Source organism: Streptomyces sp. NBC_01089 (assembly GCF_045162975.1).
In the GTDB taxonomy this organism is placed as follows: Bacteria; Actinomycetota; Actinomycetes; order Streptomycetales; family Streptomycetaceae; genus Streptomyces.
Genome location: NZ_CP108660.1, coordinates 7,970,746 through 7,992,089, shown reverse-complemented (window position 1 = coordinate 7,992,089; position 21,344 = coordinate 7,970,746). Strand labels below are relative to the sequence as shown.

The following is a 21,344-nucleotide window of genomic DNA, read 5'->3' as shown; positions in this document are numbered from 1 at the left end:
TCAGCCCTCGCTCCGGTGACGCGCCACGTTCTCGTCGACCTCGCGCTGCCACGCGGCGGTGGCCCTCGATGTGTCGATCTCGAACTCGAAGCGCTGGGTCATCTCGTCCTTGACGTCGTCGGTGTCCACATAGAACTGCTCGTACCAGCGGCGCAGTTGGTAGACGGGACCGTCCTCCTCGGAGAGGAGGGGGTTGTCGATGCGGGTCTTGTTCTTCCAGATGTGCACGTCCTGCTCGAAGCCGACGGCCAGCCCGTCCGATGTGAGCCGGGCGGCTTCGGCGGCCTGCTCGTCGGTCATGCCGGGCATCTTCTTGACGATCGCCCCGTACATCAGCAGGAAGCTGTCGGAGTCGATCGGATAGTGGCAGTTGATCAGCACGCTCTCCATGTCCACGTCCGCGCCGACGTCGCTCCACATGTAGTCGATCATGTAGGAGGGACCGTGGTACGAGGCGTCGGAGCGGAGCACGCCCTCGGTGCTGAGGGTGCCGAGGTCGACGTCGCCGCGGGGCGAACTCTCCATGTACTGGGTGGCGGTGTGGCCTTCGAAGACGTTCTTGAAGTACGTCGGGAAGCAGTAGTGCACATAGAAGAAGTGCGCCATGTCGACGACGTTGTCCACGATCTCCCGGCAGTTGGAGTTCTCCACCCGCAGGACGTTCCAGCTCCAGTCGCTCCACTCGTCGCTGAAGGCCCCTTCGATGCGCGGGATGGTGACGCCGGGCGGCGGCGGGTTGCCCTCGGGGTCGTTCCAGACGAAGAGCTGTTTGTTCTCCTCCACGGTGGTCCAGGCCCGGGTGCGGGCCCGGGGCGGCACCCGGCGTGCGTAGGGGATCCCCGCGCAGCGGCCGTTGCCGGACCAGCGCCAGTCGTGGAAGGGGCAGGCGACGGCGTCGCCCTTGACCGTGCCCTGGGCGAGGTTGCCGCCCATGTGCGGGCAGTACGCGTTGAGTACGTGCAGTTCGCCGTCGTCCTGGCCCTGGAAGACCACGAGCCGGGTGCCGAACGCCTCGATCTCGTGCGGCTGCCCGTCCTTGAAGGAGTCGGCCAGGCCGAGGCAGTGCCAGCCCCGTGCGAAGCGGGTGGGCGGCGCGGCCGCCTCAATGACGCGGACTTCTTCGCTTGCTGCGGTCATCTTGTGCCTCCTTGGTGGTGGTGACGCATCGGGGCGGGCTCCACGGGGGATCCGGCTCAGTGGCCGGCCGCGAGTTCGAGCGCGATGTCGATGAGCTGGTCCTCCTGGCCGCCGACGAGCTTGCGCTCCCCCGCGCGCAGCAGGATCTCGGCGCCGGACACGCCGTACCGGTCGGCCTGGCGGTAGGCGTGCTTGAGGAAGCTGGAGTAGACCCCCGCGTGCCCCATCAGCAGGGCGAGCCGGTCGAGCCGGCACTCGTCGTCCATCACGGGGCGGACGGCGTCCTCGGCCGCGTCGATGATCTTGAGTACGTCGATGCCGGTACGGATGCCCATCTTGGCGCAGACGGCGACGAGGGCCTCCACCGCCGTGTTGCCCGCCCCGGCGCCGAGCCGCCGTGTCGACCCGTCGATCTGGAGGGCTCCGGCCCGGATCGCGGCGATCGAGTTGCCGGTGCCGAGTGCGAGGTTCTCGTGGCCGTGGAAGCCGACCTGGGCGTCGTCGCCGAGTTCGGTGACGAGGGCGGCGACCCGGTCGGTCACGTCGTCCATGACCATGGCGCCCGCCGAGTCGACCACGTACACGCACTGGCAGCCGGCGTCGGCCATGATGCGGCCCTGCCTGGCCAGCGCCTCGGGGGTGGTGGAGTGCGCCATCATCAGGAAGCCGACGGTCTCCAGGCCCATCTCGCGTGCCAGCCCGAAGTGCTGGACGGAGATGTCCGCCTCGGTGCAGTGGGTGGCGATACGGCAGATGGCGGCACCGTTGCCGTGGGCGGCGCGGATGTCGTCCTTGACGCCGAGCCCGGGAAGCATCAGGAAGGCGATCCGGGCCTGGCCGGCCGTCTCCACCGCGGTCTTGATGAGGTCCTGTTCGGGGGTGTGCGAGAAACCGTAGTTGAAGGAGGAGCCGCCGAGTCCGTCGCCGTGCGTGACCTCGATGACCGGGACCCCGGCGCCGTCGAGTGCGGAGACGATGGACCGTACGTGCTCCACCGTGAACTGGTGGCGCATGGCGTGCGATCCGTCGCGCAGCGAGGAGTCGGTGACGCGGATGTCGAGCGTGTCCGAGTAGGGCATCTGGTACTCCTGCTTCTGGTTGCTTCTCAGCGGCTCAGCGGCCGGGCGCGAGGAGCGCCTTGGCGAACTCCTCGCCGACCTTGGTGGCGGCGGCGGTCATGATGTCGAGGTTCCCGGCGTACGGCGGGAGGTAGTCGCCCGCGCCCTCCACTTCGAGGAAGACCGCGACGCGGGCCATGCCGCCGCTGTCCGGGGTGGGATCGTCGAACTGCGGCTCGGAGCGCAGCCGGTAGCCCGGCACGTACGAGGCGACGTCCTCGGCGACCTGCTTGACGGAGAGCGCGATGGCGTCGCGGTCGGCGTCCTCGGGGATGGCGCAGAAGACGGTGTCCCGCATGATCACCGGCGGGTCGGCCGGGTTCAGGATGATGATGGCCTTGCCGCGCTCGGCGCCGCCGATGTCCTCGATCCCGCGGGCGGTGGTCCGGGTGAACTCGTCGATGTTGGCGCGGGTTCCCGGTCCCGCCGACACGGAGGCGACGGACGCCACGATCTCCGCGTACCGGACGGGAACGATCCGCGAGACGGCGTACACCATCGGGATCGTGGCCTGGCCGCCGCACGTGATCATGTTGACGTTCGGCTGGTCGAGGTGGGCGCGCAGGTTCGCGGGCGGCACCACGGCCGGGCCGACCGCGGCCGGGGTGAGGTCGATGGCGCGGATGCCGAGTTCGGCGTAGCGGGGGGCGTTGGCCCGGTGCACGGCGGCGGAGGTCGCCTCGAAGACGAGGTCGGGCCGCTCGTCGCCGTCGAGGAGCGGCCCGACTCCGTCGGGGCGGGCCTCGATGCCGGCCGCGCGGGCGCGGGCGAGCCCCTCGCTGGCCGGATCGACACCGATCATCCAGCGGGGCTCGATGTACGGGGACCGCTGGAGCTTGTACAGCAGGTCGGTCCCGATGTTGCCGGAGCCGACGATGGCGGCGGTCGCCTTGGTCCTGTTGGTCATCATCACCTCAGATGAAGGAGAGCGAGACCGGGCCGAGCCCGGTGAAATCGGCGGTGTAGGTCTGGCCTGCCTCGACCTCGACGGCCCTGGTGCACGAGCCGGGCAGCACCAGGTGGCCCTTCTTCAGCGGGACGCCGAAGCGGGCCACGGTGCGGGCCAGCCAGGCGACGGACGCGGCCGGGTCGCCGAGTACGGCGTCGCTGCGGCCCGCGGCGATCCGCTGGTCACCGCGGCGCAGTACGGCGTCGATGGCCTTGAGGTCCAGTTCGCGCGGGTCGCGGCCGTCGCCGGTGACGTATCCGGCGGACGAGGCGTTGTCGGCGACGGTGTCGGCGATGGTGATGCGCCAGTCGGCGATCCGGCTGTCGATCAGCTCGATGGCGGGCACGACGCGTTCGGTGGCGGCGAGTACGTCCGCCGTGGTGCAGCCGTCGCCGGGCAGGTCGTCGCCGAGGACGAAGCCGACTTCGACCTCGATGCGCGGGGCGCAGTACCGGCCGACGGGGACCGGCCGGTCCTCGTCGAGGCGCATGTCGTCCAGGAGGTGGCCGTAGTCGGGCTCGTCGACGCCCATCATGCGCTGCATGACGGGCGAGGACAGCCCGACCTTGTGGCCGTGCACAGCGGCCCCGCCCGCGACCCTGCGGCCGATGCCGAGCAGCTGGATCTCGTAGGCGTCCTCGGTGCCGATTCCCGGGAACAGCTCGGTCAGCGGGGCGATGGGCCGCCGGTCGCGCTCGGCCGCGCCGAGCGCGTCGGCGGCGGTCTGCCGTTCACTGGCCGTCAGCATGGGCGGTCCTCCGCAAGGGTGGTGGGACTGGGGTGGTCGGACTGGGGTGGTGGGACTTCGAAGTGTTCGACGTATTCGAGGTGGTCGCGGCCGGACTGCCGGGGCCGGAAAGGCCGGCCGGACCAGGGCGTCCGAGCAGGGATGTCAGACACACGGGCGCCGGGACCACGAGTGGTTCGGCACCGGTGGTGGGACTGTCCGCCGAGGCTAGGCCGCGGTGCCCGGCGGGGCCGAGCGGCTGCTCCCGCTGAGTGGGAAACCCGCCCGGTTCTCTCGGTGGGGCCGGGCGGCGGGCGTGAGCCGGGGCAGCGGTGTTCGTGCAGGCAGGCAGGCGTATGAGCACCGCGCGGGAGGGCGGGCGGTGTACGTCGGAGCGGGGCCGGAGCCGGGCCGTGCGACAACCCGGGCGGACGCATCTCCCCCGGAGAGCTGATCCGCTGCTACCTTCCCGACCAGCATCCGTCCGCCGCACCGGCCGGAGCAGCGCTCACGCCTGTTCACCCCGTGCCGGTGGCCGCCGGCCACCGCTGCCCGAAGGGGACGTCACCGTCCTCCGGCGGGTGCGGCCCGCCGCAGGTCCCCCGGACGCCCCGCGCCACTTTGGGGCCACTGCCCACAGCCGTACGGCCCGGCCGCACCGCTGCGGCACCGGACGGATCCCCGCATGTCACCCTGCCCCCGCCCCCTGGGAGTTGTACCGATGCGCCGTACCCGAAACCCGAACCGAAGCCCGAACCCGCACCGGAACCGGGCCCTGACCCGAGCCGCCACCGCCGTACTCAGCACGGCCCTGGTGCTCACCGGGTGTTCCCGAGGCTCCAGCACCTCACACCCTCCGCACTCCTCGCACCAGGACACGACCGCACCCGCCACCACCGGCTCGGGTGCCGCGTCGCCCGCTGCCGGGCACATCGCGCTCAAGGGCGCGGTCAACGTCCGTGACCTGGGCGGATACCGGACAGCTGACGGCAAACAACTGCGCTACGGCGTCGTGTTCCGCGGTGACGCCCTCGGCAAGCTCACACCGGCGGACCTCACCACGGTGTCGAAGCTCGGGCTCAAGTCGGTGGTCGACTTCCGGCTGCCGCTCGAAGTCAGGACCGACGGCGCCGACCGGCTCCCGAAAGGCGCATCGCCCGTCCCGCTGCCGATCGACGACACCGGGCTGTACGAGCGGACGACGGCGGCCATCGGCAGCCGTGACCCCGCCAAGCAGCAGAAGGCGCTGGGCGACGGCAAGGGCGCGGAGACAATGCGGCGGATCTACCGTACGTTCGTCACCGAGGCGGGGGCCCGCCACCAGTTCGCCCGGGTGCTGGACACCATCGCCGACGGCAAGGGACTGCCGCTGCTCTTCCACTGCACATCGGGCAAGGACCGTACCGGCTGGATGAGTTACGTCCTGCTGCGCGCGGTGGGGGTGCCGGCCGGGACGGCCGAGGCGGACTATCTGCTCTCCAACGACGTCCGCAGGACCGCCGACCTGAGGACCCGCGAAGGTCTGAAGAAGTCGGGGGTGATGCGCGCCCCCCAGCTGATCGTGCCGCTCCAGGAGGTCAGCAAGGACTATCTCGGCGCCGCGCTCACCGAGGCCACCCAGCGGTACGGCAGCTTCGACGGCTATCTCTCGAAGGGGCTCGGCCTGGACGCCGGGACGCTGCACAAGCTCCGCGCGCGGCTGCTGAAGTAGCGCCCGCCCGGGCCCGCGCGCAGCCCGGCCTCCGGCGCCCCAGGCCATCAGGCCCCGACCATCAGCCCGCGACCGCCAGGCCCTGACCGTCAGGCCCTGAGCGTCAGGCCCTGGCCTCCTTCGGCAGGCCGAGTACCCGCTCCGCGATGATGTTGCGCTGGATCTCGTTCGACCCGGCGTAGATGGTGTCGGCGCGGGAGAAGAGGAACAGGCGCTGCCAGTCGCCGAGGTCGTACGGTGCGCCGTCCGCCAGCATGCCGCCGGCGCCGCAGACGTCCATCGCCAGCTCGCCGAGCTCCCGGTGCCAGGTCGCCCAGTAGATCTTGCTGATGGACGCCTCGGGCCCGGGGGCCCCGGCGGCCGCGCCGTCGAGCATCCGCAGCGCGTTGAAGCGGATGATCTCGAGACCGGTCCAGGCGCGGGCCAGCCGGTCGCGGACGAGGGGGTCGTCGGCCGCTCCGTTGCGGCGCGCCAGGGCGATCAGCGCCTCCAGCTCGCGCCGGAAGCCGACCTGCTGGCCGAGGGTGGAGACGCCCCGCTCGAAACCGAGGGTGGCCATGGCCACCTGCCAGCCTTCACCGGGTTCGCCCACGACGTTCTCCGCGCCGGTGCGGGCCCCGTCGAAGAAGACCTCGTTGAACTCACTGGTGCCGGTCAGCTGGGTGATCGGCCTGACCTCGATCCCCGGCTGGTCCATCGGCACCAGCAGATAGGACAGGCCGTCGTGGCGGCGCGTGCCCTGTCCGGAGCGGGCGACCACGAAGCACCACTGGGACTCATGGGCCAGCGAGGTCCACGTCTTCTGCCCGGTGACCGACCAGCCGTCCGCGTCCCGCTCGGCGCGGGTACGGACGTTGGCCAGGTCGGAGCCCGCTTCGGGTTCGCTGTAGCCCTGGCACCACAGCTCGTCGACGGACCTGATGCCGGGCAGGAAGCGGGCGCGCTGTCCTTCCGTGCCGAAGGCGATGAGGGTGGGGCCGAGGAGCTGTTCGCCGATGTGCCCCACCCGGGCCGGCGCGTCGGCGAGTGCGTACTCCTCGTGGAAGGCGACCTGCTCCTCCAGGGTAGCGCCGCGTCCGCCGTACTCCTGCGGCCAGCCGACGCAGGTCCAGCCCGCCGCGGCCATGTGCCGTTCCCAGGCGAGACGTTCGGCGAAAGCCTCGTGCTCCCGGCCGGGACCGCCGCGGCCTCTGAGCGCGGCGAACTCTCCGGTGAGCCCGGACCGCAGCCATGTACGGAACTCGGAGCGGAACTTCTCGGTACTGCTCATGACACCTGCACCTGCCAAACGATCGCTGGGGAGAAGGGGGCCGGACACGGCCGTTGCCCGGCCCGTCCGGTGGGCGGGCCGGGCGCCGCGCCGGTGTCAGCCAAGGCGCCCGGCACCGGTCCCGCGCGGTCCGACCACCGCGTCGGCCAGCCGGTCGCGGTGTCCGGCCGGTGAGCCGAAGAGCTGGGCCGAGCCGTGGGCCCGCTTGAAGTAGCGGTGGGCGTCGTGCTCCCAGGTGATGCCGATTCCGCCGTGGAGCTGGATCATGTCCCCGGCCACCGCCGAGAACGCCTCGGAGCAGGCCGACTTGGCGACCGCCGCGTACCTGGGCAGGTCCGGCGAGCCGTCAGCCGCCGCCCAGGAGGCGCCCAGGGCGGCGGAACGCGCGGACTCGACCCGTACGAAGGCGTCGGCGAGCCGGTGCTTCACGGCCTGGAAAGAGCCGATCGGGCGGCCGAACTGCACCCGGTCCCGTACATGGGCGACGGTGAGCTCCAGGCAGCGCTCCGCCGCGCCCACCTGCTCCGCGGCGAGAGCCGTACAGGCCAGATCCCGCACGTGCGCGATCACCCGGTCGCCGTCCGCGCCGACGGGGCGGGCCTCGGCCCCGTCGAAGGTCAGCGTCGCCTGCGGTCTGGTCAGGTCCATGGTGGTGTGCGATTCGCGGGTGACCCCGCCGGCCCCGGAGGGGACGTGGAACAGCGCGAGTCCGGCTTCGGTGCGGGCGACGACCAGCAGCACATCAGCGCTGTCGCCTGTGCCCGTGCCGTCGCCTGCGCCTTTGCCTGTGCCCGTCCCGTCACCTGCGCCGTCCAGGACATGGTCCTTGGCCCCGCTGATCCGCCAGCCGCCCGGACCGCGCACGGCATGCGCCCGTATCGCTTCGGGGTGCCAGGACCCGTTCTCCGCCCAGGCGAGCGCTCCGGTGCTGCCGCCGTCCGCCAGGGCGGGCAGCAGCTCCGTGTCTCGCGCGGCCAGCAGGGCCTGGGTGGCGAGGACCGCCGAGCCCAGATACGGCACCGGGGCCAGCACCCGGCCCAGCTCCTCCATGACCACATGGACCTCGACGGGGCCGCATCCCGCTCCGCCGTACTCCTCGGGAACGGCGAGCCCGGCCGCCCCGATCTGCTGGGTCAGCGGCCCCCAGGCGGCGGCCCCCTCGTACCGGGCCAGCAGCGACCGTACGGCCGTGCGCAGTTCCTGGTGCTCCTCGCCGAGTCTCATCGGCTCTCTCCTTCTGGTTCCGGGCGGGTCCGCTCTCCGGCGTGCCGTGCGGCGCCGGGTGCGGCCGGCCGGCCGTTCCGGCCTTCCTGGGAGTCCTCCTGTGCGGCGCGCCGCAGTTCGGCCTTGAGGATCTTTCCGCTCGCGTTGCGCGGCAGCTCGGGGATGACGTGGAAGCGGCGCGGGACCTTGAAGTTGGCGAGCCGTTCCCGGGTCCGAGCGGTGAGTTCGGCCGGGTCGGGGCGCTGGCCGTTCTCGGTGACGAGATAGGCGACGCCGACCTCGCCGAGCCGTTCGTCGGGGGCGCCGACCACTGCGGCCTCGGCGATGAGTTCATGGCCGCGCAGCACGTTCTCGACTTCGGCCGGGTAGGCGTTGAAGCCGCCGACGACGTACATGTCCTTGAGCCGGTCGGTGATCGAGAGGTAGCCGCGTTCGTCGAGCACGCCGATGTCGCCGGTGTACAGCCAGCCGTCGCCGTCCAGGACGCGGGCGGTGGCCTGCGGGTCGTCGAGGTATCCGAGCATGACCTGCGGGCCGCGTACGGCGATCTCCCCGGCGCTGCCCGGGGGCAGTGCGCCGGCGGACGGGCCGCCGGGACCGACGACGCGGATCTCGGTTCCGGGCAGCGGCAGGCCGACGGTGTGCGAGACGCTCCAGGCGTCGGCGTCGACGGGGCAGACGGCGACGACGCCCATGCACTCGGTGAGCCCGTAGGCGGTGAACACGCCCGGTATCCCGAGCCGTTCGCGGATCTCGTCGACGAGCGCGACCGGCACGACGGCGGCCCCGGTGCCCGCCAGGCGCAGCGCGCCGAGGTCGTGGCCGGCGAGACGCGGATGGCGGACGAGGCCGTGGAAGACGGTCGGCGGGGCGAGGAGCACGCTGATCCGCTCGTCCGCGATTCTGCGCAGCACCCGGTCCACGTCGTAGACCGCTTCGGGGACCATGGCGACGCCGCGCAGCAGGCAGGCGACGAAGCCTGCCTTGTAGCCGAAGGTGTGGAAAAAGGGGTTGAGCAGGAGGTAGCGGTCGCCGGGGCGCAGGGTGACGGCCCGGGACCACTCCTCGATCCCGGCGAGCACCTGCCGGTGGGTGCTCATGACACCTTTGGGGCGGCCGGTGGTGCCGGAGGTGTAGAGGATGTCGGCGAGGTCGTCGGGGCGGACGGCCGCGGCGCGGGCCGATCGCCTGGCCTCGGAGACCTCTCGGCCGCGCGCGAGACAGTCGTCCCAGCTCAGCGCGGTTCCGGTCGCACCGCCGCGGAGTACGACGACGGAGGTGAGAGCGCCGAGGTCCTCTCCCGATTCGTGCAGCATGGCCACGTAGTCGATGCCGAGGAAGCCGCGTTCGGTGAGCAGGGTGCGGGCGCCGCTGCGGCGGATGATGTCGGCGGCCTCGGCTGCTTTGTACCGGGTGTTGAGGGGGACGAGTACGGCGCCCGCGGCGAGTGCGCCGAGGGCGGCCGTGAGCCATTCGCGGCTGTTGGAGGCCCACAGCGCCACCCGGTCGCCCGGCTCCACGCCGTGGGCGATGACGGCGCGTGCCGCGGCGTGGACCGCGTCACTCAGCTGTCCGAAATTCCAGCGGACCTCACCGTCGGCGAGGGCGTCCAGGCCCTCGTACGCGTGGGCCGCGAAGTCCGTCAGCTGCGCGAGGGTGGTGGGCGGTGGCACCTGGTGTGCGCTGATGATGACCCTCCCTACTTGACGTGCGAGCGTGGCCGGTATCCAATCACACGTGTTTCGGTTAGGCATATACCTAGTAGGAACATTGGAGGCAGCATGCCGACCCTCACCCCTCGGTCCACCCCGGAATTCGACGCGTCCATGCGGGAGGCGCTCAGCAGTTTCTGTACCGGGGTCGCGGTCATCACCGCGATCCAGAATGACGGACGGCCCACCGGAATGGCGGTCCAGTCCTTCTCAGCGGTATCGCTGGATCCGCCGCTGATCTGCTTCTGCCCGGCCCTCACCTCGACGACCTGGCCGCACATCCGCGGGGCCGGCCGCTTCGCGGTGAACATCCTCGCCGCCGAACAGCAGTCGCTGTGCCGGCAGTTCGCGGTGACCGGCAAGGAGAAGTTCCAGGACGCGGGCTGGCGCCCCGGCGCCAACGGCGCGCCCCTGCTCGACGGGGCGCTGGCCACCGTCGAGTGCGATCTCGCGGGCACGTTCCCCGGCGGCGACCATCTGATCGCGCTCGGCCGGGTCACCGCGCTGGAGCGGCACGGCGACGCCGGGCCGCTGCTGTACTTCCGGCGGGGCTACGGCCGCCTGCGCTCCAGTTCCTCCAGGTCGGCGAGCATCGAGTCGGCCAGGTCGCGCTCCGACGCGTAGTACCGCTCGGCCCACTTGAGGGTGAGCGTGGGGTACGCCCACGCCTCCTCGTCCCGCGCCCCGGCGATGTCGACCTCGGCGCGCTGCCGCATCTTCTCCGCGTACTCGCGGTGGGCGCCGAGGACATCGCGCATCTGCTGGGCCTCCAGCAGATGGCCGAGCCAGATCCGCAGCATGACACCGTGCTTGAGCACCGGCGGCTCGACGGGCGCCTCGCGCGCCCAGGCGCGTACGGCTTCCATCCCGTCAGCGGTGATCGCGTAGATGCGCTTGTCCCGGTTGCCGGTCTCCTGGGCGACCATCCGGGAGGTCACATAGCCGACCTTCTCCAGCCGCTTGAGCTCACCGTAGATCTGCGAGAACGACGGGCTCCAGTAGAAGAACCTCAGCGACCAGTCCGACCACTTCTTGAGGTCGTACCCGGACAGCTCCTCACCGAAGGAGAGCAGCCCGAGCACGGCCCAGCTGGTCGCGGGAAGCACCGGCCTGCCGGACTCCGTGTCCTGCTGACCGCCCTGCCCGGCGCCCTGTTCGCTGCTCGTCCGCTTCTCCGCCACGCCCCGCAGTCTACGGTCCGGCCACGCCCGGACCGACCGCGGCGGCCCGCTCCACCCCTGCCCAGCACCCATCCCGCCACCCGCCCCTTCCGTCTGTCAGCTATGCCTGATAGAAGTATTCCTAATCGAAATACTCCGGAGGCATCCAGTGAAGTTCTCCATGATCTTCGAGGCACAGCTCTCGAACCCGACCCCAGAGCGCGAACGCCAGGTCATCAACGACTGCGTCGAACAGGCCGTGTACGCGGAGGAGATGGGCTTCGACCGGATCTGGGCCGTCGAGCACCACTCGCTCTCGCAGTACGCGCACATGAGCGCGTCCGAGATCTTCCTCACCTGGGTCGCCGCACGGACCTCACGCATCCGCATCGGCCACGGCGTCGTCACCATGCCCTTCGGCTACCAGCACCCGGTCCGGGTCGCCGAGCGCGCGGCCATGCTCGACGTGCTCTCCGGCGGGCGCGTCGACATCGGCTCAGGACGCGGCGCCACGAAGCAGGAGATGTCCATGTACGGGGTGCGCCCCGACGACACCTACCCGCAGATGGAGGAGGCGCTGCGGATCTTCTCGGCCGCCTGGCGCGAGGAGCAGTTCGAGTGGCACGGCTCCATCGACATCGGCCCCGGCGCCATCCTGCCCCGGCCCGTGCAGGACCCGCATCCGCCGCTCTTCATGGCCTGCAGCAAGCACGACACCCTCAAGCTCGCCGCCGAACTGGGCATCGGCGCCCTGGTGATGGGCTTCGCCGGGGCCGACGACGTCCGTGCGATGCGCGCGGTGTACGACGAGGCCATCGCCACCAGGAGCGGCGAGCGGTGTGTGTCGACCGAGGTCAACAACCACTTCTCGGCGCTCTGCCCGACGATCGTCCTCGACGACGCCGAGCGCGCGCTGCGCATCGGCACCCGGGGCCAGCGCTTCTTCGCCGAGTCCATCGCCCACTGGTACGGGAACTCGCCCGCCCCCACCGGGGAGGACGAGGACGAGGACCACGTGGCGGTGATGGCCCGCGACCGGGACGAACTGGTCGCCAGGCTGCACGACGCCAACATCCCGGCCCGCCCGGTCGACACCGGCACCTACAACGCGGACCACGCCTACGGCACCGCCGACACCGCCATCGCCTATGTCGAGAAGCTGCGGCAGATCGGGGTGGACGAGGTGATGTGCCTCATCCAGATGGGCACCGTGCCGCAGGAGGCGTGCATGGAGACCATCCGCCAGTGGGGCGAGACGGTCATCCCGCACTTCCGGGCGCTGGAGGGCGAGAAGTGAGCGCCCGCCCGGCCGCGGACGCGGCATCGGCGGCGGCGGACGGCGTACGGCTGGACGGCAAGGTGGCACTGATCACCGGGGCCGGCCGGGGCCAGGGGGCCGTCGAGGCACGGCTGTTCGCCGCTTCCGGCGCACGGGTCGTGATCACCGACGTACGGGAGGAGGAAGGCCGCGAGGTCGCGGCCGGCCTCGGCGACGCGGCGGTGTTCGTCCCGCACGATGTGACGGACACGGCGAGCTGGGAGACGGCGGTCGCGACCGCCGTGGCGAGCTTCGGGCGGCTCGACATCCTCGTCAACAACGCGGCCCTGTGGCGGACGGCCCCGATCGACGCCGAGACGCAGGAGAATTTCGAGCTGCTGTTCCGCGTCAATCTGCTGGGCCCCTTCCTGGGCATCAAGGCCGCGCTCCCCGCCCTGCGGGACGCGGGCGGCGGGTCGATCGTCAACATCTCGTCCACCGCCGGCCTGGTGGGGATCGCCCAGCACGCGGCCTACGGATCCAGCAAGTTCGGGCTGCGCGGACTCAGCAAGCACGTCGCGCTGGACCTCGCGGCCGACGGCATCCGGGTCAACTCGGTGCACCCGGGCATGGTCGACACCCCGATGGTCGCCGGGGCGCTGGGCGAGGACGCGGGACAGCGGGAACACCCGCGGGTGCCGCTGCGGCGCATGGGGCGGCCGGACGAGATCGCCGAGTTGGTCCGCTTCCTGGCCTCCGACGCGTCCTCCTACATCACCGGCGCGGAGTTCACCGTGGACGGGGGGCTGACCACCGGATGACTCTCACCCCGGCCGCACGCCGCTTCGCCGACGCGCTGTCCCACGGATTCCCCGACCCGGCGGACGGCCCGCTCGATGTGTCCGCCCTGCGCAGAGCCACATCGGCGGGACCGGTGCGCGGGCTCCCCGAGATCGCGCGGGTGAGCGACGCCTCCGTACCGGGGCCGCCGGGCGCCCCGCCCGTACCCGTACGGATCTATGAACCCGACCCGCACGGCACGGACGGGGACCGGCCGCTCATCGTCTTCTGCCACGGCGGCGGCTGGGTGATGTGCGGCCTGGACACCCATGACGGGCTCTGCCGCGAACTGGCCGCACGCACCGGCGCGCCGGTGGTGTCGGTCGACTACCGGCGCGCACCTGAGCACCGGTTCCCCTGCGCGCTGCTCGACGCGTACGCCGTCACTGACTGGGCGGCCGGGCGCGCCCGTGAGCTGCGCTGCGATCCGTCCCGGCTGGTCGTCGCGGGCGACTCCAGCGGCGGGAACCTGGCGGCGGCCGTCACCCTGATGGCACGGGACACCGACGGGCCGGGCATCGCCGCCCAGCTCCTGGCCTACCCGGTGCTCGACGACCGCCTGGAGACGGCTTCGGCCGCCGAGTACGCCACCGGGTTCTTCCAGGCCACCGCCCATATCCGCTGGTACTGGGAGCAGTACCTCGGGCCGGACGGCGACGGCACCGACCCGTACGCCGCTCCGGTCCGCGCGGGCGACCTGGGCGGACTGCCCCCGGCCCTGCTGATCCTCCCCGAGTGCGACCCGCTGCGCGACGAGGGGCTGGCCTACGCGGACCGGCTGCGCGAGGCGGGCGTGGCCGCCGAGGCGCGGGTGGAGCGGGGGATGTTCCACGGCTTCCTGGGCGGTGCCGGTGTGCTCCCGGAGGCGGACGCGGCGCTCGGCGCGGCGGCCCGGTGGCTGCTGGACGTGTGACGGGACAGGACCGCCGCGCCGCACCCTCGCGGACTCGGAGGTGCGGCGCGGCGGAACCAGGGGCGACAAGTGACTCAGGGGCGCGGGCCGATGGGCTTCTCCCCGTCGAGGACCGTGATGGCCATCGCCGGACAGATGTCCGCCGCGTCCAGGGCCCGTTCGTCCTCGGCGATGTCGCTGTGGAGCGCGCGGGCCCGGTCGTGGTCGAGAGCGAAGAGGTCGGGGGCGGCTCCCGCGCACATCCCCGAGGCCATGCACTGGTGGCGGTCCACCTCCACATGCCAGGTCATCGGCTCACCACCCCACCGGCATGACACGGGGGCCGCGGACCAGCATCTCGCCCTTCCAGACGATGTCGCCCGCGAGCCGGAGATCCGGGAACCGGGCGGTGAGCGCGCCGAGCGCCTCCTGGAGTTCGAGCCGGGCGAGCGGGGCGCCGAGGCAGTGGTGGACTCCATGGCCGAAACCGAGGTGCTGGTTGGAGGCCCGCGAGAGATCCAGCTTGCCCGGGGCCGAGAAACGCAGCGCGTCCCGGTTGGCCGCGCCCACCGCGACGAGGACGGGCGAGCCGGCGCGTACGAGCGTGCCGCCCACCTCGATGTCCTCCTTCGCGTACCGGGGCTGGCCGGCGCCGCTGCCCAGCGGGACGAAGCGGAGCAGCTCCTCCACCGCGCTGTCGATGAGGCCCGGCTCGGCCCCCAGCCGCTGCCACTCCCCCGGGTGGTCGAGGAGGGTGTGGACGAAGTTGGGGATCTGGCTCGCCGTGGTCTCGTGCCCGGCGACCAGGATGCCGACACAGAGGTCGACCAGTTCGAGCTCGGACAGCCGGTCGCCGCCGTCCCTGGCCTCGATCAGCGCCGTCATCAGGTCGTCACGCGGCTCGGCGCGGTGCTGGGCGATCAACCCGGCCATATAGGCGCGGAGTTCGTCACGGTTGGCCTCGAACTCCTCGGCCGTCAGCGAGCTCGTGGAGAGCGCGGCATCGCTCCAGACACGGAACTGCGGCCGGTCCTCCTCCGGTACGCCCAGCATCCGGCAGATCACGGCGACCGGGATCGGCAGCGCGTACTCCTCGACCAGGTCGACCGGCGGTCCTGCGGCCTCCATCCGGTCCAGCAGCCCAGCGGTCAGGTCCCGCACCTGGGGGCGGAGCTTCTCCACCTGGCGGACGGTGAACGCCTTGGCGACCAGCGAGCGCAGCCGGGTGTGGTCGGGCGGGTCCATGCCCAGGATGCCGCTGTCCCTGCGGCCCTCACCCTGGCGGGGTTCGTCGTGCTTGTACCCCTCGGCCCGGCTGAAGCGCAGGTCGCCGAGGACCAGGCGGGCCTCCTCGTACCGGGTGACGAGCCAGGCCGGTTCGCCGTAGGCCATCCGGACCCGCAGCAGCCCCGGGCGGTTGCGTACCTGTTCGTACTCCTCGGCCAGGGCCAGGCCCTCAGCCGTGTTGAAGGGATAGGCGAGAGGTTCCGTGCTGGCTGTGGTCACACTGCTCTCCTCTTTTGTAAGCACCTGCTTACAAACGGTAGGTGGGCGGCAGAGCACCGTCAACGGCGGTATACGGCCGTTATGCTGACGCCTCATCGAGGAGGAGCCGATCATGGAGGAACGCCCGCCCCACGGGCCTGCCGAGCGGCGCCGTGACGCGCAGGGGACCCGGCGGCTGCTCCTCGACGCGGCGGCGGAACTGTTCGCCGAGCGGGGGTACGAGGCCGCGACGGTGCGCGACATCGCCGCGCTGGCCGGGGTCAACCAGGCGCTGCTGTTCAGGTACTTCGGCTCGAAACAGGCCCTGCTGACCGAGGTGATGGCGTCCGGGGGCCAGGAGCAGGTGCGTACGACGCCGCCGGAGCGGCTGTTCGCCACGGCTCTGCGCGGGATGCTCACGGGTGGCGGGAAAGAGGCGGCGGATCTCCCGCTGGCCGTCTATCTGCGGTCGATCGGGACCGGTGGAGCGGCGAGCGACATGGTCAAGGCGCTGGGGGACGAGTACTCAGCGGCGCTGTCCACCCTGTCCGGCGAGGAGGACAGCCTGCTGCGCGCGGATCTCGCGATGGCGTGGCTGCTCGGGATCGGCCTGATGCGGGTCGTCGTGGCCAAGGAGCCCCTGGCCGGCGCGGCCCCGGAGGACATCTCCCGGCTGGTGCTCGGCGCCCTGGGGAGCCTGCTGGAGGATCTGCCGCCCGCGCAGGACTGAGAACGGCGCGCTCGCGGGGGTTCCGCCGGAGCGCGCGGCCGCTCGGGTTCGCCGGGGCGCGCGGTGGCATCTCACGGCTCGTGCCGGCCGGTGGCTTCGGGGGTGGCCGCGGCACGTCCGCCGGGCCGGGGCGCGGTCATGTCGAGCAGGAGCAGGGCGTCCTGATCGGGGGTGCCTGGATCGGCGGTGTAGACGCCGATGCGCTGGCCGGGGGTGCCTTCGACCTGCAGTGACTGCGAGGTGAGGGTAACCGTACCGACCTGGGGGTGCCGGAAGGTCTTCTGCACGGGCTTGCGTCCGTTGACTTCGTAGCGCTCCCACAGGCCGGCGAAGTCGGGGCTTTTCAGGAGCAGTTCGCCGACGAGGTTGGTGAGGTCGGGGGCGTCCGGTGCGGTGCCGGCGACGGCGCGCAGCCGGGCGACGCAGCCGGTGATCTGCCGGTCCCAGTCCGTGAACAGGTCACGCGCGGCCGGGTGGAGGAAAAGGTAGCGGGCGAGGTTGCGGTGCTTGGCCGGCCAGTCCTCCAGGCCCGCGTACAGGGCGAGGCCGCCGGGGTTCCAGGCCAGCATGTCCATGCTGCGGCTGATCACGTAAGCGGGGTTCGGGCGCAGCGACTCCAGCAGCAGCTTCAGATGGGGGCGCACGGTACGGCTGGGCGCCGGGGCCGGTTCGGGCGCGTAACGTGCCGCCCGGGCCGCGAGCTCGCGCAGATGCTGGTGCTGCTGGTCGTCCATGCGCAGGGCGCGGGCGAGCGAGTCGAGTACGGCGGGGCTGGGCCGGGTCTCCTTGCCGCGTTCCAGGCGTACGTAGTAGTCGATGCTGATCCCGGCGAGGGTGGCCAGCTCCTCGCGGCGCAGCCCTGGGGTGCGGCGGATGCCCGCGCCGATGGTGAGGCCGGCGTGTTCGGGGCTGGTCTGGGTGCGGCGGGCGCGCAGGTAGCGGCCCAGCTCCGCGCCCTCGCTGTGCGCACTCTCGGATGCCATACGTCCAGTCTCACCCGGCGGGCACCCGTCGCGCGGGCGGGAGGGGGGCCCTGTCATGACCCCCGAAGAGCCCGCCCTGCCGCACCGGAGCGATCCGGGGGAAGGTGAATGAGGAAGACGCCGACCTCCCCCGCCGCCCGCGGATCCGCCCGGCACGGCGTGCCGGGTCGGGCGAGAGGGGGAGACCGGGCAGAACACCATGGATGGGAAGAGGGCGAGATGCGGTACATCAAACTGCGTGACCTGGAGGTTTCCCGGATCGGGCTGGGCGCCATGGGCATGTCCCACGGCTACACCGGCTCGGGCACGGACGACGCGGAGTCGGTCAGGACCGTGCACCGTGCGCTGGAGCTGGGCGTCACGCTCGTCGACACCGCCGAGATCTACGGCCCCTACACCAACGAGGAACTGCTGGGCCGGGCGCTGAAGGGACACCGGGACAAGGTGGTGCTGGCCACCAAGTTCGGCCTGGTCTCCCACGGTGGCGACGGGCCGTCGCATCTGGACTCGAGCCCGGCCAACATCCGCACCGCGGTGGAGGGCTCCCTGCGGCGGCTGGGCACCGACCACATCGACCTGTACTACCAGCACCGGGTCGACCCGGGCACACCCGTCGAGGAGACGGCGGGCGCGGTCGCCGAACTGATCGCCGAGGGCAAGGTCCGCGCCTTCGGTCTCTCCGAGGCGGGCCCGGACACGATCCGCCGTGCCCACGCGGTCCAGCCGGTCACCGCGGTGCAGTCGGAGTACTCGCTGTGGACCCGCGGCATCGAGGAGCGCGTCCTGCCCGTCCTGCGGGAGCTGAACATCGGCCTCGTCCCCTTCTCCCCGCTCGGACGCGGCTTCCTGACCGGCACCGTCCGCTCCACCGACCAGTTCGACGAAGGTGACTTCCGCCGCGACAACCCGCGCTTCACGGGCGAGAACTTCCGGCGCAACCTCGCGCTCGCCGACGAGGTCAGGGCCCTGGCCGCCGAGGCCGGTGCCACACCCGCGCAGGTCGCGCTGGCCTGGCTGCTCGCCCAGGGCGACGACATCGCCCCGATCCCCGGCACCAAGCGCGTCAGCCGCGTCGAGGAGAACACCGCCGCCGACGGCGTCACCCTCACCGCCGGTCAGCTCCACCGGCTCAGCAGCCTGCCGCCCGCCGCAGGTGACACCCACTCCGAGGCCCAGGCGCGGCTGCTCGAACGCTGATCCCGCCCCGGCACGCCACGCCCGTCGTGGCGCCCACCTCTCGTTTGGAGCAACACCTTTCATGCGTGCAGCAGTGATGTACGGAGCCGGCGACGTCCGCGTCGAGGACCGGCCCGACCCGAAGATCGTCCGGCCGACCGACGCGGTGGTGCGCACGCTGGCCGCGTGCGTGTGCGGCAGCGACCTGTGGCCGTACCGGTCGATGCCCGTCACGGAGACGGGCCGTCCCATGGGGCACGAGTTCCTCGGTGTCGTCGAGGAGACCGGCACGGACGTGGCCGGCCTGAGGGCGGGGGACTTGGTCGTCGCCCCGTTCACCTACAGCGACAACACCTGCGACTACTGTGCCAAGGGCCTGCAGATCTCGTGCCGCAACGGCGGCCGGTACGGGCTGGACGGCGTCGACGGCGGACAGGGCGAAGCGGTCCGTGTCCCCTACGCGGACGGCACTCTGGTCAAGCTGCCGGTCGCCGCCGACTCCGCGCTGCTGCCGTCCCTGCTGGCGCTGTCGGACGTGATGACGACCGGCCACCACGGCGCGGTCACCGCCGGTGTCGCCCGCGGTGACACGGTGCTGGTCGTCGGGGACGGTGCGGTCGGCCTGTGCGCGGTGATCGCGGCCAGGCGGCTCGGCGCCGAGCGGATCGTCCTCGCGGGACGCCACGAGGCGCGCACCGGCCTGGGCCGCGAGTTCGGCGCCACCGACGTGGTCGCCGAGCGCGGCGAGGAGGGCATCGCCCGCATCCGCGAGCTGACCGGCGGCGCGGACAAGGTGATCGAGGCCGTCGGAACCCGCCCGGCCCTCGACACCGCGCTCGGCGCTGTCCTGGACGGCGGCACCATCAGCCGCCTGGGCGTCCCGCAGTACGAGGAGGGGCCGATCGGCCCGGCCGAGTTCATGCGCAACATCACCCTGACCGGTGGCGCCAGCCCCGCCCGCGCCTATATCGAGCAGCTCCTGCCCGACGTCCTGGACGGCACGATCACCCCCGGCCGGGTCTTCGACCAGACCTTCCCCCTCGACCGGACACCGGACGCCTACCGGGCCATGGCCGACCGCCGGGTCCTCAAGGCCCTCGTCCGCCCCTGACCCCAGCCCTGTCGTGCGTGCCCGCATGCGGACTGACATGGTGGGTGGTCATCCCGTCCATCCGGTGTGGTGCAGCCATGCCTCGAACGTCATCAAGTCGGGGTGCAGGCGGCGCAGGAGGCCGATGTCCCGGTCTCCGGCGTAGAGATCATGGTCGGCGAAGAACCGGAACATCGCCGCGTAGTCATGACCGAAGTCGGGGACGGCGGCACGCAGGTCGTCGTGCGGCATCGGGATGTAGGTGCTGGGGGTGCCCGTGACCCGAGCGAAGGCAGCGGCGATCTCTTCGCCGGTGAGGCTGTCTCCGATCACCCCGAGGTCGCGGGCGCCCCAGGACTGCCAGTGGTCGAACATGTGGCAGGCGAACCAGGCGATGTCGTCGAGAGCGACGAGCGGGTAGTGGGCGGTGCCGAGGGGGAGCCTGAAGTTCAGGCCGCCCCGGCCGTCAGGTCGAGGGGCGAGTCGGTCCCGCAGGTTCTCGAAGTACGGCGCCGTGGTCAGTACCGAGACGTGGTCCGTGTACCAGCCGTCGGTCTCCTTGCGGAGCATTTCCTCCGACCGCATCAGGCCGATGTGGGCGGTGACGGCGGCTTTGCTGTCGAAATGCGGGACGGGGTGCCCGGTCAGGGACACCGCGCTGTCCAACGAGGACCAGATGAAACGCTCCACGCCGGCCCGCTCCGCGGCGGCCAGCAGGTCCAGCCCTTGCCGATACTCGCCCACGGCGCTGCCCGTCGCGAAGAAGTCGGTGTTGGCGAACACGTGGCCGGCCTGCCCGATCAGGACCTCGAGGGCCGCCGAGCCGGAGCGGACCAGTCGCACGCGGTCGGGTGCGGTGGCGGCCAGTTCGGTGGCGTGGGCGGACTCCGGGTGGCGCGTGGGAACGGTGATGATGGCGTCGGTGGTGGCCAACAGGCGTCGGACCACGTGACTGCCCATGGCTCCGGTACCGCCGACGACGAGGACGTGGGTCATGGCGTTCCTCCCTGGTGTGTCAGGACGTGTTCAGCCACCTGGGCGTGGGTGGCAACCCAGACGTCGCCGGACTCACGGATGTGGTCGAGGATCTGGCCGACCATGCCCGCGAGGAGCGGTCGGCCTCCGACGTGGGCGTGGACGGTCAGGCGGAAGACTCCTGGGCCGGGGGCGGCGAGCAACTGGTTCAGTAGCTCACGGTGCAGGTCGCGGTAGACGTACGGGCCGGCCGCAGCGTCGCGGACGTCGGAGTGGTCACTGTGCATGAGGGAGACCAGCGGAGCGTGAGCGGTGGACAGGACCTGCGGGAGGTCGTGGTCGCCGTGGTCGCCGGTCCAGTGGTAGCCGGCCTCGGCGAGCAGGTCGTCAGTGTGCCTTGAACCGGTGGCGCGTGGGCTCATCCACCCCGTCGGGCGAACGCCGACGACCTGGCCCAGGATGTCGGTGCAGCGACGGATATTGGCCCGCTCGGCATCGACATCGAGGAGCGCGGGCACCACGTCCTGGGCCCAGGAGTGTGCGGCGATCTCGTGACCCGCCTCGTGCACGGCCATGACGGTCTCGGGGTGCCGCTCGGCCACCAGTCCATTGACGCCGACGGTGGCGGGCAGGTCACCGAGGACGTCGAGCAACCGCCAGATGCCGGTGGTGACGCCGTAGTCCGCCCAGGAGGTGCTGTGTGTGTCGTCGATGCCGGGCAGCGGCCACGCCGCGGCCATCGGCGCGTAGGCGGGCCAGTGCCCTGGTGACCACAGTTCCAACGCGACGGTGACCAGCGCGACGACCTTCCGCCCACCCGGCCAGCCGGTTACTGCTCTCATGCGGTTCCCCTGCTCGGTAGCTTCCGCCGTGGACGCTAGTGCGGCGGCAGGTACCTCCAGGTTCC

Annotated in this window: 21 protein-coding genes; 8 read left to right on the top strand and 13 right to left on the bottom strand. The window is 71.8% G+C overall.

The window, feature by feature from the left end; translation table 11 throughout:
• The 4 genes from OG510_RS35940 to OG510_RS35925 are packed head-to-tail and all read right to left on the bottom strand — an operon-like array spanning position 1 to position 3,952.
• A complete protein-coding gene (locus OG510_RS35940) occupies positions 1-1,137 on the bottom strand; it encodes a Rieske 2Fe-2S domain-containing protein (protein WP_406142205.1) in 1,137 nt (378 codons plus the stop codon).
• 56 nt (positions 1,138-1,193) lie between these two features.
• Positions 1,194-2,216 (bottom strand): 4-hydroxy-2-oxovalerate aldolase, encoded by a 1,023-nt coding sequence (dmpG, locus tag OG510_RS35935; protein ID WP_406142204.1) that lies wholly within the window; start codon positions 2,214-2,216, stop codon positions 1,194-1,196.
• 34 nt (positions 2,217-2,250) lie between these two features.
• The gene (locus OG510_RS35930; RefSeq protein ID WP_164260281.1) at positions 2,251-3,162 is read right to left on the bottom strand and encodes an acetaldehyde dehydrogenase (acetylating); all 912 of its coding nucleotides are present in this window, start codon (positions 3,160-3,162) and stop codon (positions 2,251-2,253) included.
• A gap of 7 nt (positions 3,163-3,169) precedes the next feature.
• Positions 3,170-3,952, bottom strand: coding sequence for a 2-keto-4-pentenoate hydratase (locus tag OG510_RS35925; RefSeq protein WP_406142203.1), 783 nt, complete (start codon positions 3,950-3,952; stop codon positions 3,170-3,172).
• A gap of 700 nt (positions 3,953-4,652) precedes the next feature.
• On the opposite strand from OG510_RS35925, the gene OG510_RS35920 reads away from it, so the two are divergent.
• Entirely contained in the window at positions 4,653-5,642 is a 990-nt protein-coding gene (locus OG510_RS35920) for a tyrosine-protein phosphatase (RefSeq protein WP_406142202.1), read from the top strand.
• Positions 5,643-5,745: 103 nt separating this feature from the next.
• Here the strand turns inward: OG510_RS35920 and OG510_RS35915 are convergent, their stop codons facing one another.
• The 3 genes from OG510_RS35915 to OG510_RS35905 all read right to left on the bottom strand — a co-directional run bounded on the left by OG510_RS35915 (position 5,746) and on the right by OG510_RS35905 (position 9,809).
• A complete protein-coding gene (locus OG510_RS35915) occupies positions 5,746-6,912 on the bottom strand; it encodes an acyl-CoA dehydrogenase family protein (RefSeq protein WP_406142201.1) in 1,167 nt (388 codons plus the stop codon).
• Positions 6,913-7,008: 96 nt separating this feature from the next.
• Positions 7,009-8,136, bottom strand: coding sequence for an acyl-CoA dehydrogenase family protein (locus tag OG510_RS35910; RefSeq protein ID WP_406142200.1), 1,128 nt, complete (start codon positions 8,134-8,136; stop codon positions 7,009-7,011).
• A complete protein-coding gene (locus tag OG510_RS35905; RefSeq protein ID WP_406142199.1) occupies positions 8,133-9,809 on the bottom strand; it encodes a FadD3 family acyl-CoA ligase in 1,677 nt (558 codons plus the stop codon). The genes OG510_RS35910 and OG510_RS35905 overlap by 4 nt, the downstream gene beginning before the upstream one ends.
• Positions 9,810-9,917: 108 nt before the next feature.
• Here OG510_RS35905 and OG510_RS35900 point away from each other — a divergent pair, with 108 nt between their 5' ends.
• Positions 9,918-10,472, top strand: a complete 555-nt coding sequence (locus tag OG510_RS35900; protein ID WP_406142198.1) for a flavin reductase family protein — start codon at positions 9,918-9,920, stop codon at positions 10,470-10,472.
• Here the strand turns inward: OG510_RS35900 and OG510_RS35895 are convergent.
• On the bottom strand, positions 10,400-11,029 hold the full coding sequence (locus tag OG510_RS35895; protein ID WP_406142197.1) for a PadR family transcriptional regulator: 630 nt from the start codon (positions 11,027-11,029) through the stop codon (positions 10,400-10,402). The genes OG510_RS35900 and OG510_RS35895 overlap by 73 nt on opposite strands.
• A gap of 148 nt (positions 11,030-11,177) precedes the next feature.
• On the opposite strand from OG510_RS35895, the gene OG510_RS35890 reads away from it, so the two are divergent.
• Genes OG510_RS35890 through OG510_RS35880 form a run of 3 tightly spaced genes read left to right on the top strand, consistent with a single transcriptional unit; the run spans position 11,178 to position 14,019 of the window.
• Entirely contained in the window at positions 11,178-12,305 is a 1,128-nt protein-coding gene (locus OG510_RS35890; protein WP_406142196.1) for an LLM class flavin-dependent oxidoreductase, read from the top strand.
• Positions 12,302-13,087, top strand: coding sequence for an SDR family NAD(P)-dependent oxidoreductase (locus OG510_RS35885; RefSeq protein WP_406142195.1), 786 nt, complete (start codon positions 12,302-12,304; stop codon positions 13,085-13,087). The genes OG510_RS35890 and OG510_RS35885 overlap by 4 nt, the downstream gene beginning before the upstream one ends.
• On the top strand, positions 13,084-14,019 hold the full coding sequence (locus OG510_RS35880) for an alpha/beta hydrolase (protein ID WP_406142194.1): 936 nt from the start codon (positions 13,084-13,086) through the stop codon (positions 14,017-14,019). Before OG510_RS35885 ends, OG510_RS35880 begins: the two co-directional genes overlap by 4 nt.
• A gap of 74 nt (positions 14,020-14,093) precedes the next feature.
• Here the strand turns inward: OG510_RS35880 and OG510_RS35875 are convergent, their stop codons facing one another.
• Together OG510_RS35875 and OG510_RS35870 are read right to left on the bottom strand one after the other, a co-directional pair.
• On the bottom strand, positions 14,094-14,309 hold the full coding sequence (locus OG510_RS35875; RefSeq protein ID WP_406142193.1) for a ferredoxin: 216 nt from the start codon (positions 14,307-14,309) through the stop codon (positions 14,094-14,096).
• Between the two features lie 4 nt (positions 14,310-14,313).
• Positions 14,314-15,504, bottom strand: coding sequence for a cytochrome P450 (locus tag OG510_RS35870; protein WP_406142192.1), 1,191 nt, complete (start codon positions 15,502-15,504; stop codon positions 14,314-14,316).
• A 112-nt stretch (positions 15,505-15,616) separates the two neighbouring features.
• On the opposite strand from OG510_RS35870, the gene OG510_RS35865 reads away from it, so the two are divergent.
• On the top strand, positions 15,617-16,213 hold the full coding sequence (locus tag OG510_RS35865; protein ID WP_406142191.1) for a TetR family transcriptional regulator: 597 nt from the start codon (positions 15,617-15,619) through the stop codon (positions 16,211-16,213).
• Between the two features lie 71 nt (positions 16,214-16,284).
• On the opposite strand, the gene OG510_RS35860 is transcribed toward OG510_RS35865, so the two are convergent.
• A complete protein-coding gene (locus OG510_RS35860) occupies positions 16,285-17,196 on the bottom strand; it encodes a helix-turn-helix transcriptional regulator (RefSeq protein ID WP_406142190.1) in 912 nt (303 codons plus the stop codon).
• 219 nt (positions 17,197-17,415) lie between these two features.
• On the opposite strand from OG510_RS35860, the gene OG510_RS35855 reads away from it, so the two are divergent.
• Together OG510_RS35855 and OG510_RS35850 are read left to right on the top strand one after the other, a co-directional pair.
• Positions 17,416-18,393, top strand: a complete 978-nt coding sequence (locus tag OG510_RS35855; protein ID WP_406142189.1) for an aldo/keto reductase — start codon at positions 17,416-17,418, stop codon at positions 18,391-18,393.
• Between the two features lie 61 nt (positions 18,394-18,454).
• Positions 18,455-19,483 (top strand): zinc-binding dehydrogenase, encoded by a 1,029-nt coding sequence (locus tag OG510_RS35850; protein ID WP_406142188.1) that lies wholly within the window; start codon positions 18,455-18,457, stop codon positions 19,481-19,483.
• A gap of 48 nt (positions 19,484-19,531) precedes the next feature.
• On the opposite strand, the gene OG510_RS35845 is transcribed toward OG510_RS35850, so the two are convergent.
• Both OG510_RS35845 and OG510_RS35840 read right to left on the bottom strand, forming a co-directional pair.
• The gene (locus OG510_RS35845; protein ID WP_406142187.1) at positions 19,532-20,458 is read right to left on the bottom strand and encodes an NmrA family NAD(P)-binding protein; all 927 of its coding nucleotides are present in this window, start codon (positions 20,456-20,458) and stop codon (positions 19,532-19,534) included.
• A complete protein-coding gene (locus OG510_RS35840) occupies positions 20,455-21,279 on the bottom strand; it encodes a polysaccharide deacetylase family protein (protein WP_406142186.1) in 825 nt (274 codons plus the stop codon). The genes OG510_RS35845 and OG510_RS35840 overlap by 4 nt, the downstream gene beginning before the upstream one ends.
• Positions 21,280-21,344: the final 65 nt, after the last annotated feature.

Excerpts from the sequence above, each read along its gene's own strand:
- OG510_RS35915 (WP_406142201.1), bottom strand. The coding sequence starts at position 6,912 with ATGAGCAGTACCGAGAAGTTCCGCTCCGAGTTCCGTACATGGCTGCGG.
- OG510_RS35875 (WP_406142193.1), bottom strand. The coding sequence starts at position 14,309 with ATGACCTGGCATGTGGAGGTGGACCGCCACCAGTGCATGGCCTCGGGG.
- OG510_RS35880 (WP_406142194.1), top strand. The coding sequence starts at position 13,084 with ATGACTCTCACCCCGGCCGCACGCCGCTTCGCCGACGCGCTGTCCCAC.
- OG510_RS35865 (WP_406142191.1), top strand. The coding sequence starts at position 15,617 with ATGGAGGAACGCCCGCCCCACGGGCCTGCCGAGCGGCGCCGTGACGCG.
- OG510_RS35900 (WP_406142198.1), top strand. The coding sequence starts at position 9,918 with ATGCCGACCCTCACCCCTCGGTCCACCCCGGAATTCGACGCGTCCATG.
- OG510_RS35920 (WP_406142202.1), top strand. The coding sequence starts at position 4,653 with ATGCGCCGTACCCGAAACCCGAACCGAAGCCCGAACCCGCACCGGAAC.
- OG510_RS35940 (WP_406142205.1), bottom strand. The coding sequence starts at position 1,137 with ATGACCGCAGCAAGCGAAGAAGTCCGCGTCATTGAGGCGGCCGCGCCG.
- OG510_RS35840 (WP_406142186.1), bottom strand. The coding sequence starts at position 21,279 with ATGAGAGCAGTAACCGGCTGGCCGGGTGGGCGGAAGGTCGTCGCGCTG.
- OG510_RS35925 (WP_406142203.1), bottom strand. The coding sequence starts at position 3,952 with ATGCTGACGGCCAGTGAACGGCAGACCGCCGCCGACGCGCTCGGCGCG.
- OG510_RS35930 (WP_164260281.1), bottom strand. The coding sequence starts at position 3,162 with ATGACCAACAGGACCAAGGCGACCGCCGCCATCGTCGGCTCCGGCAAC.
- OG510_RS35855 (WP_406142189.1), top strand. The coding sequence starts at position 17,416 with ATGCGGTACATCAAACTGCGTGACCTGGAGGTTTCCCGGATCGGGCTG.
- OG510_RS35910 (WP_406142200.1), bottom strand. The coding sequence starts at position 8,136 with ATGAGACTCGGCGAGGAGCACCAGGAACTGCGCACGGCCGTACGGTCG.
- dmpG (WP_406142204.1), bottom strand. The coding sequence starts at position 2,216 with ATGCCCTACTCGGACACGCTCGACATCCGCGTCACCGACTCCTCGCTG.
- OG510_RS35860 (WP_406142190.1), bottom strand. The coding sequence starts at position 17,196 with ATGGCATCCGAGAGTGCGCACAGCGAGGGCGCGGAGCTGGGCCGCTAC.
- OG510_RS35850 (WP_406142188.1), top strand. The coding sequence starts at position 18,455 with ATGCGTGCAGCAGTGATGTACGGAGCCGGCGACGTCCGCGTCGAGGAC.
- OG510_RS35845 (WP_406142187.1), bottom strand. The coding sequence starts at position 20,458 with ATGACCCACGTCCTCGTCGTCGGCGGTACCGGAGCCATGGGCAGTCAC.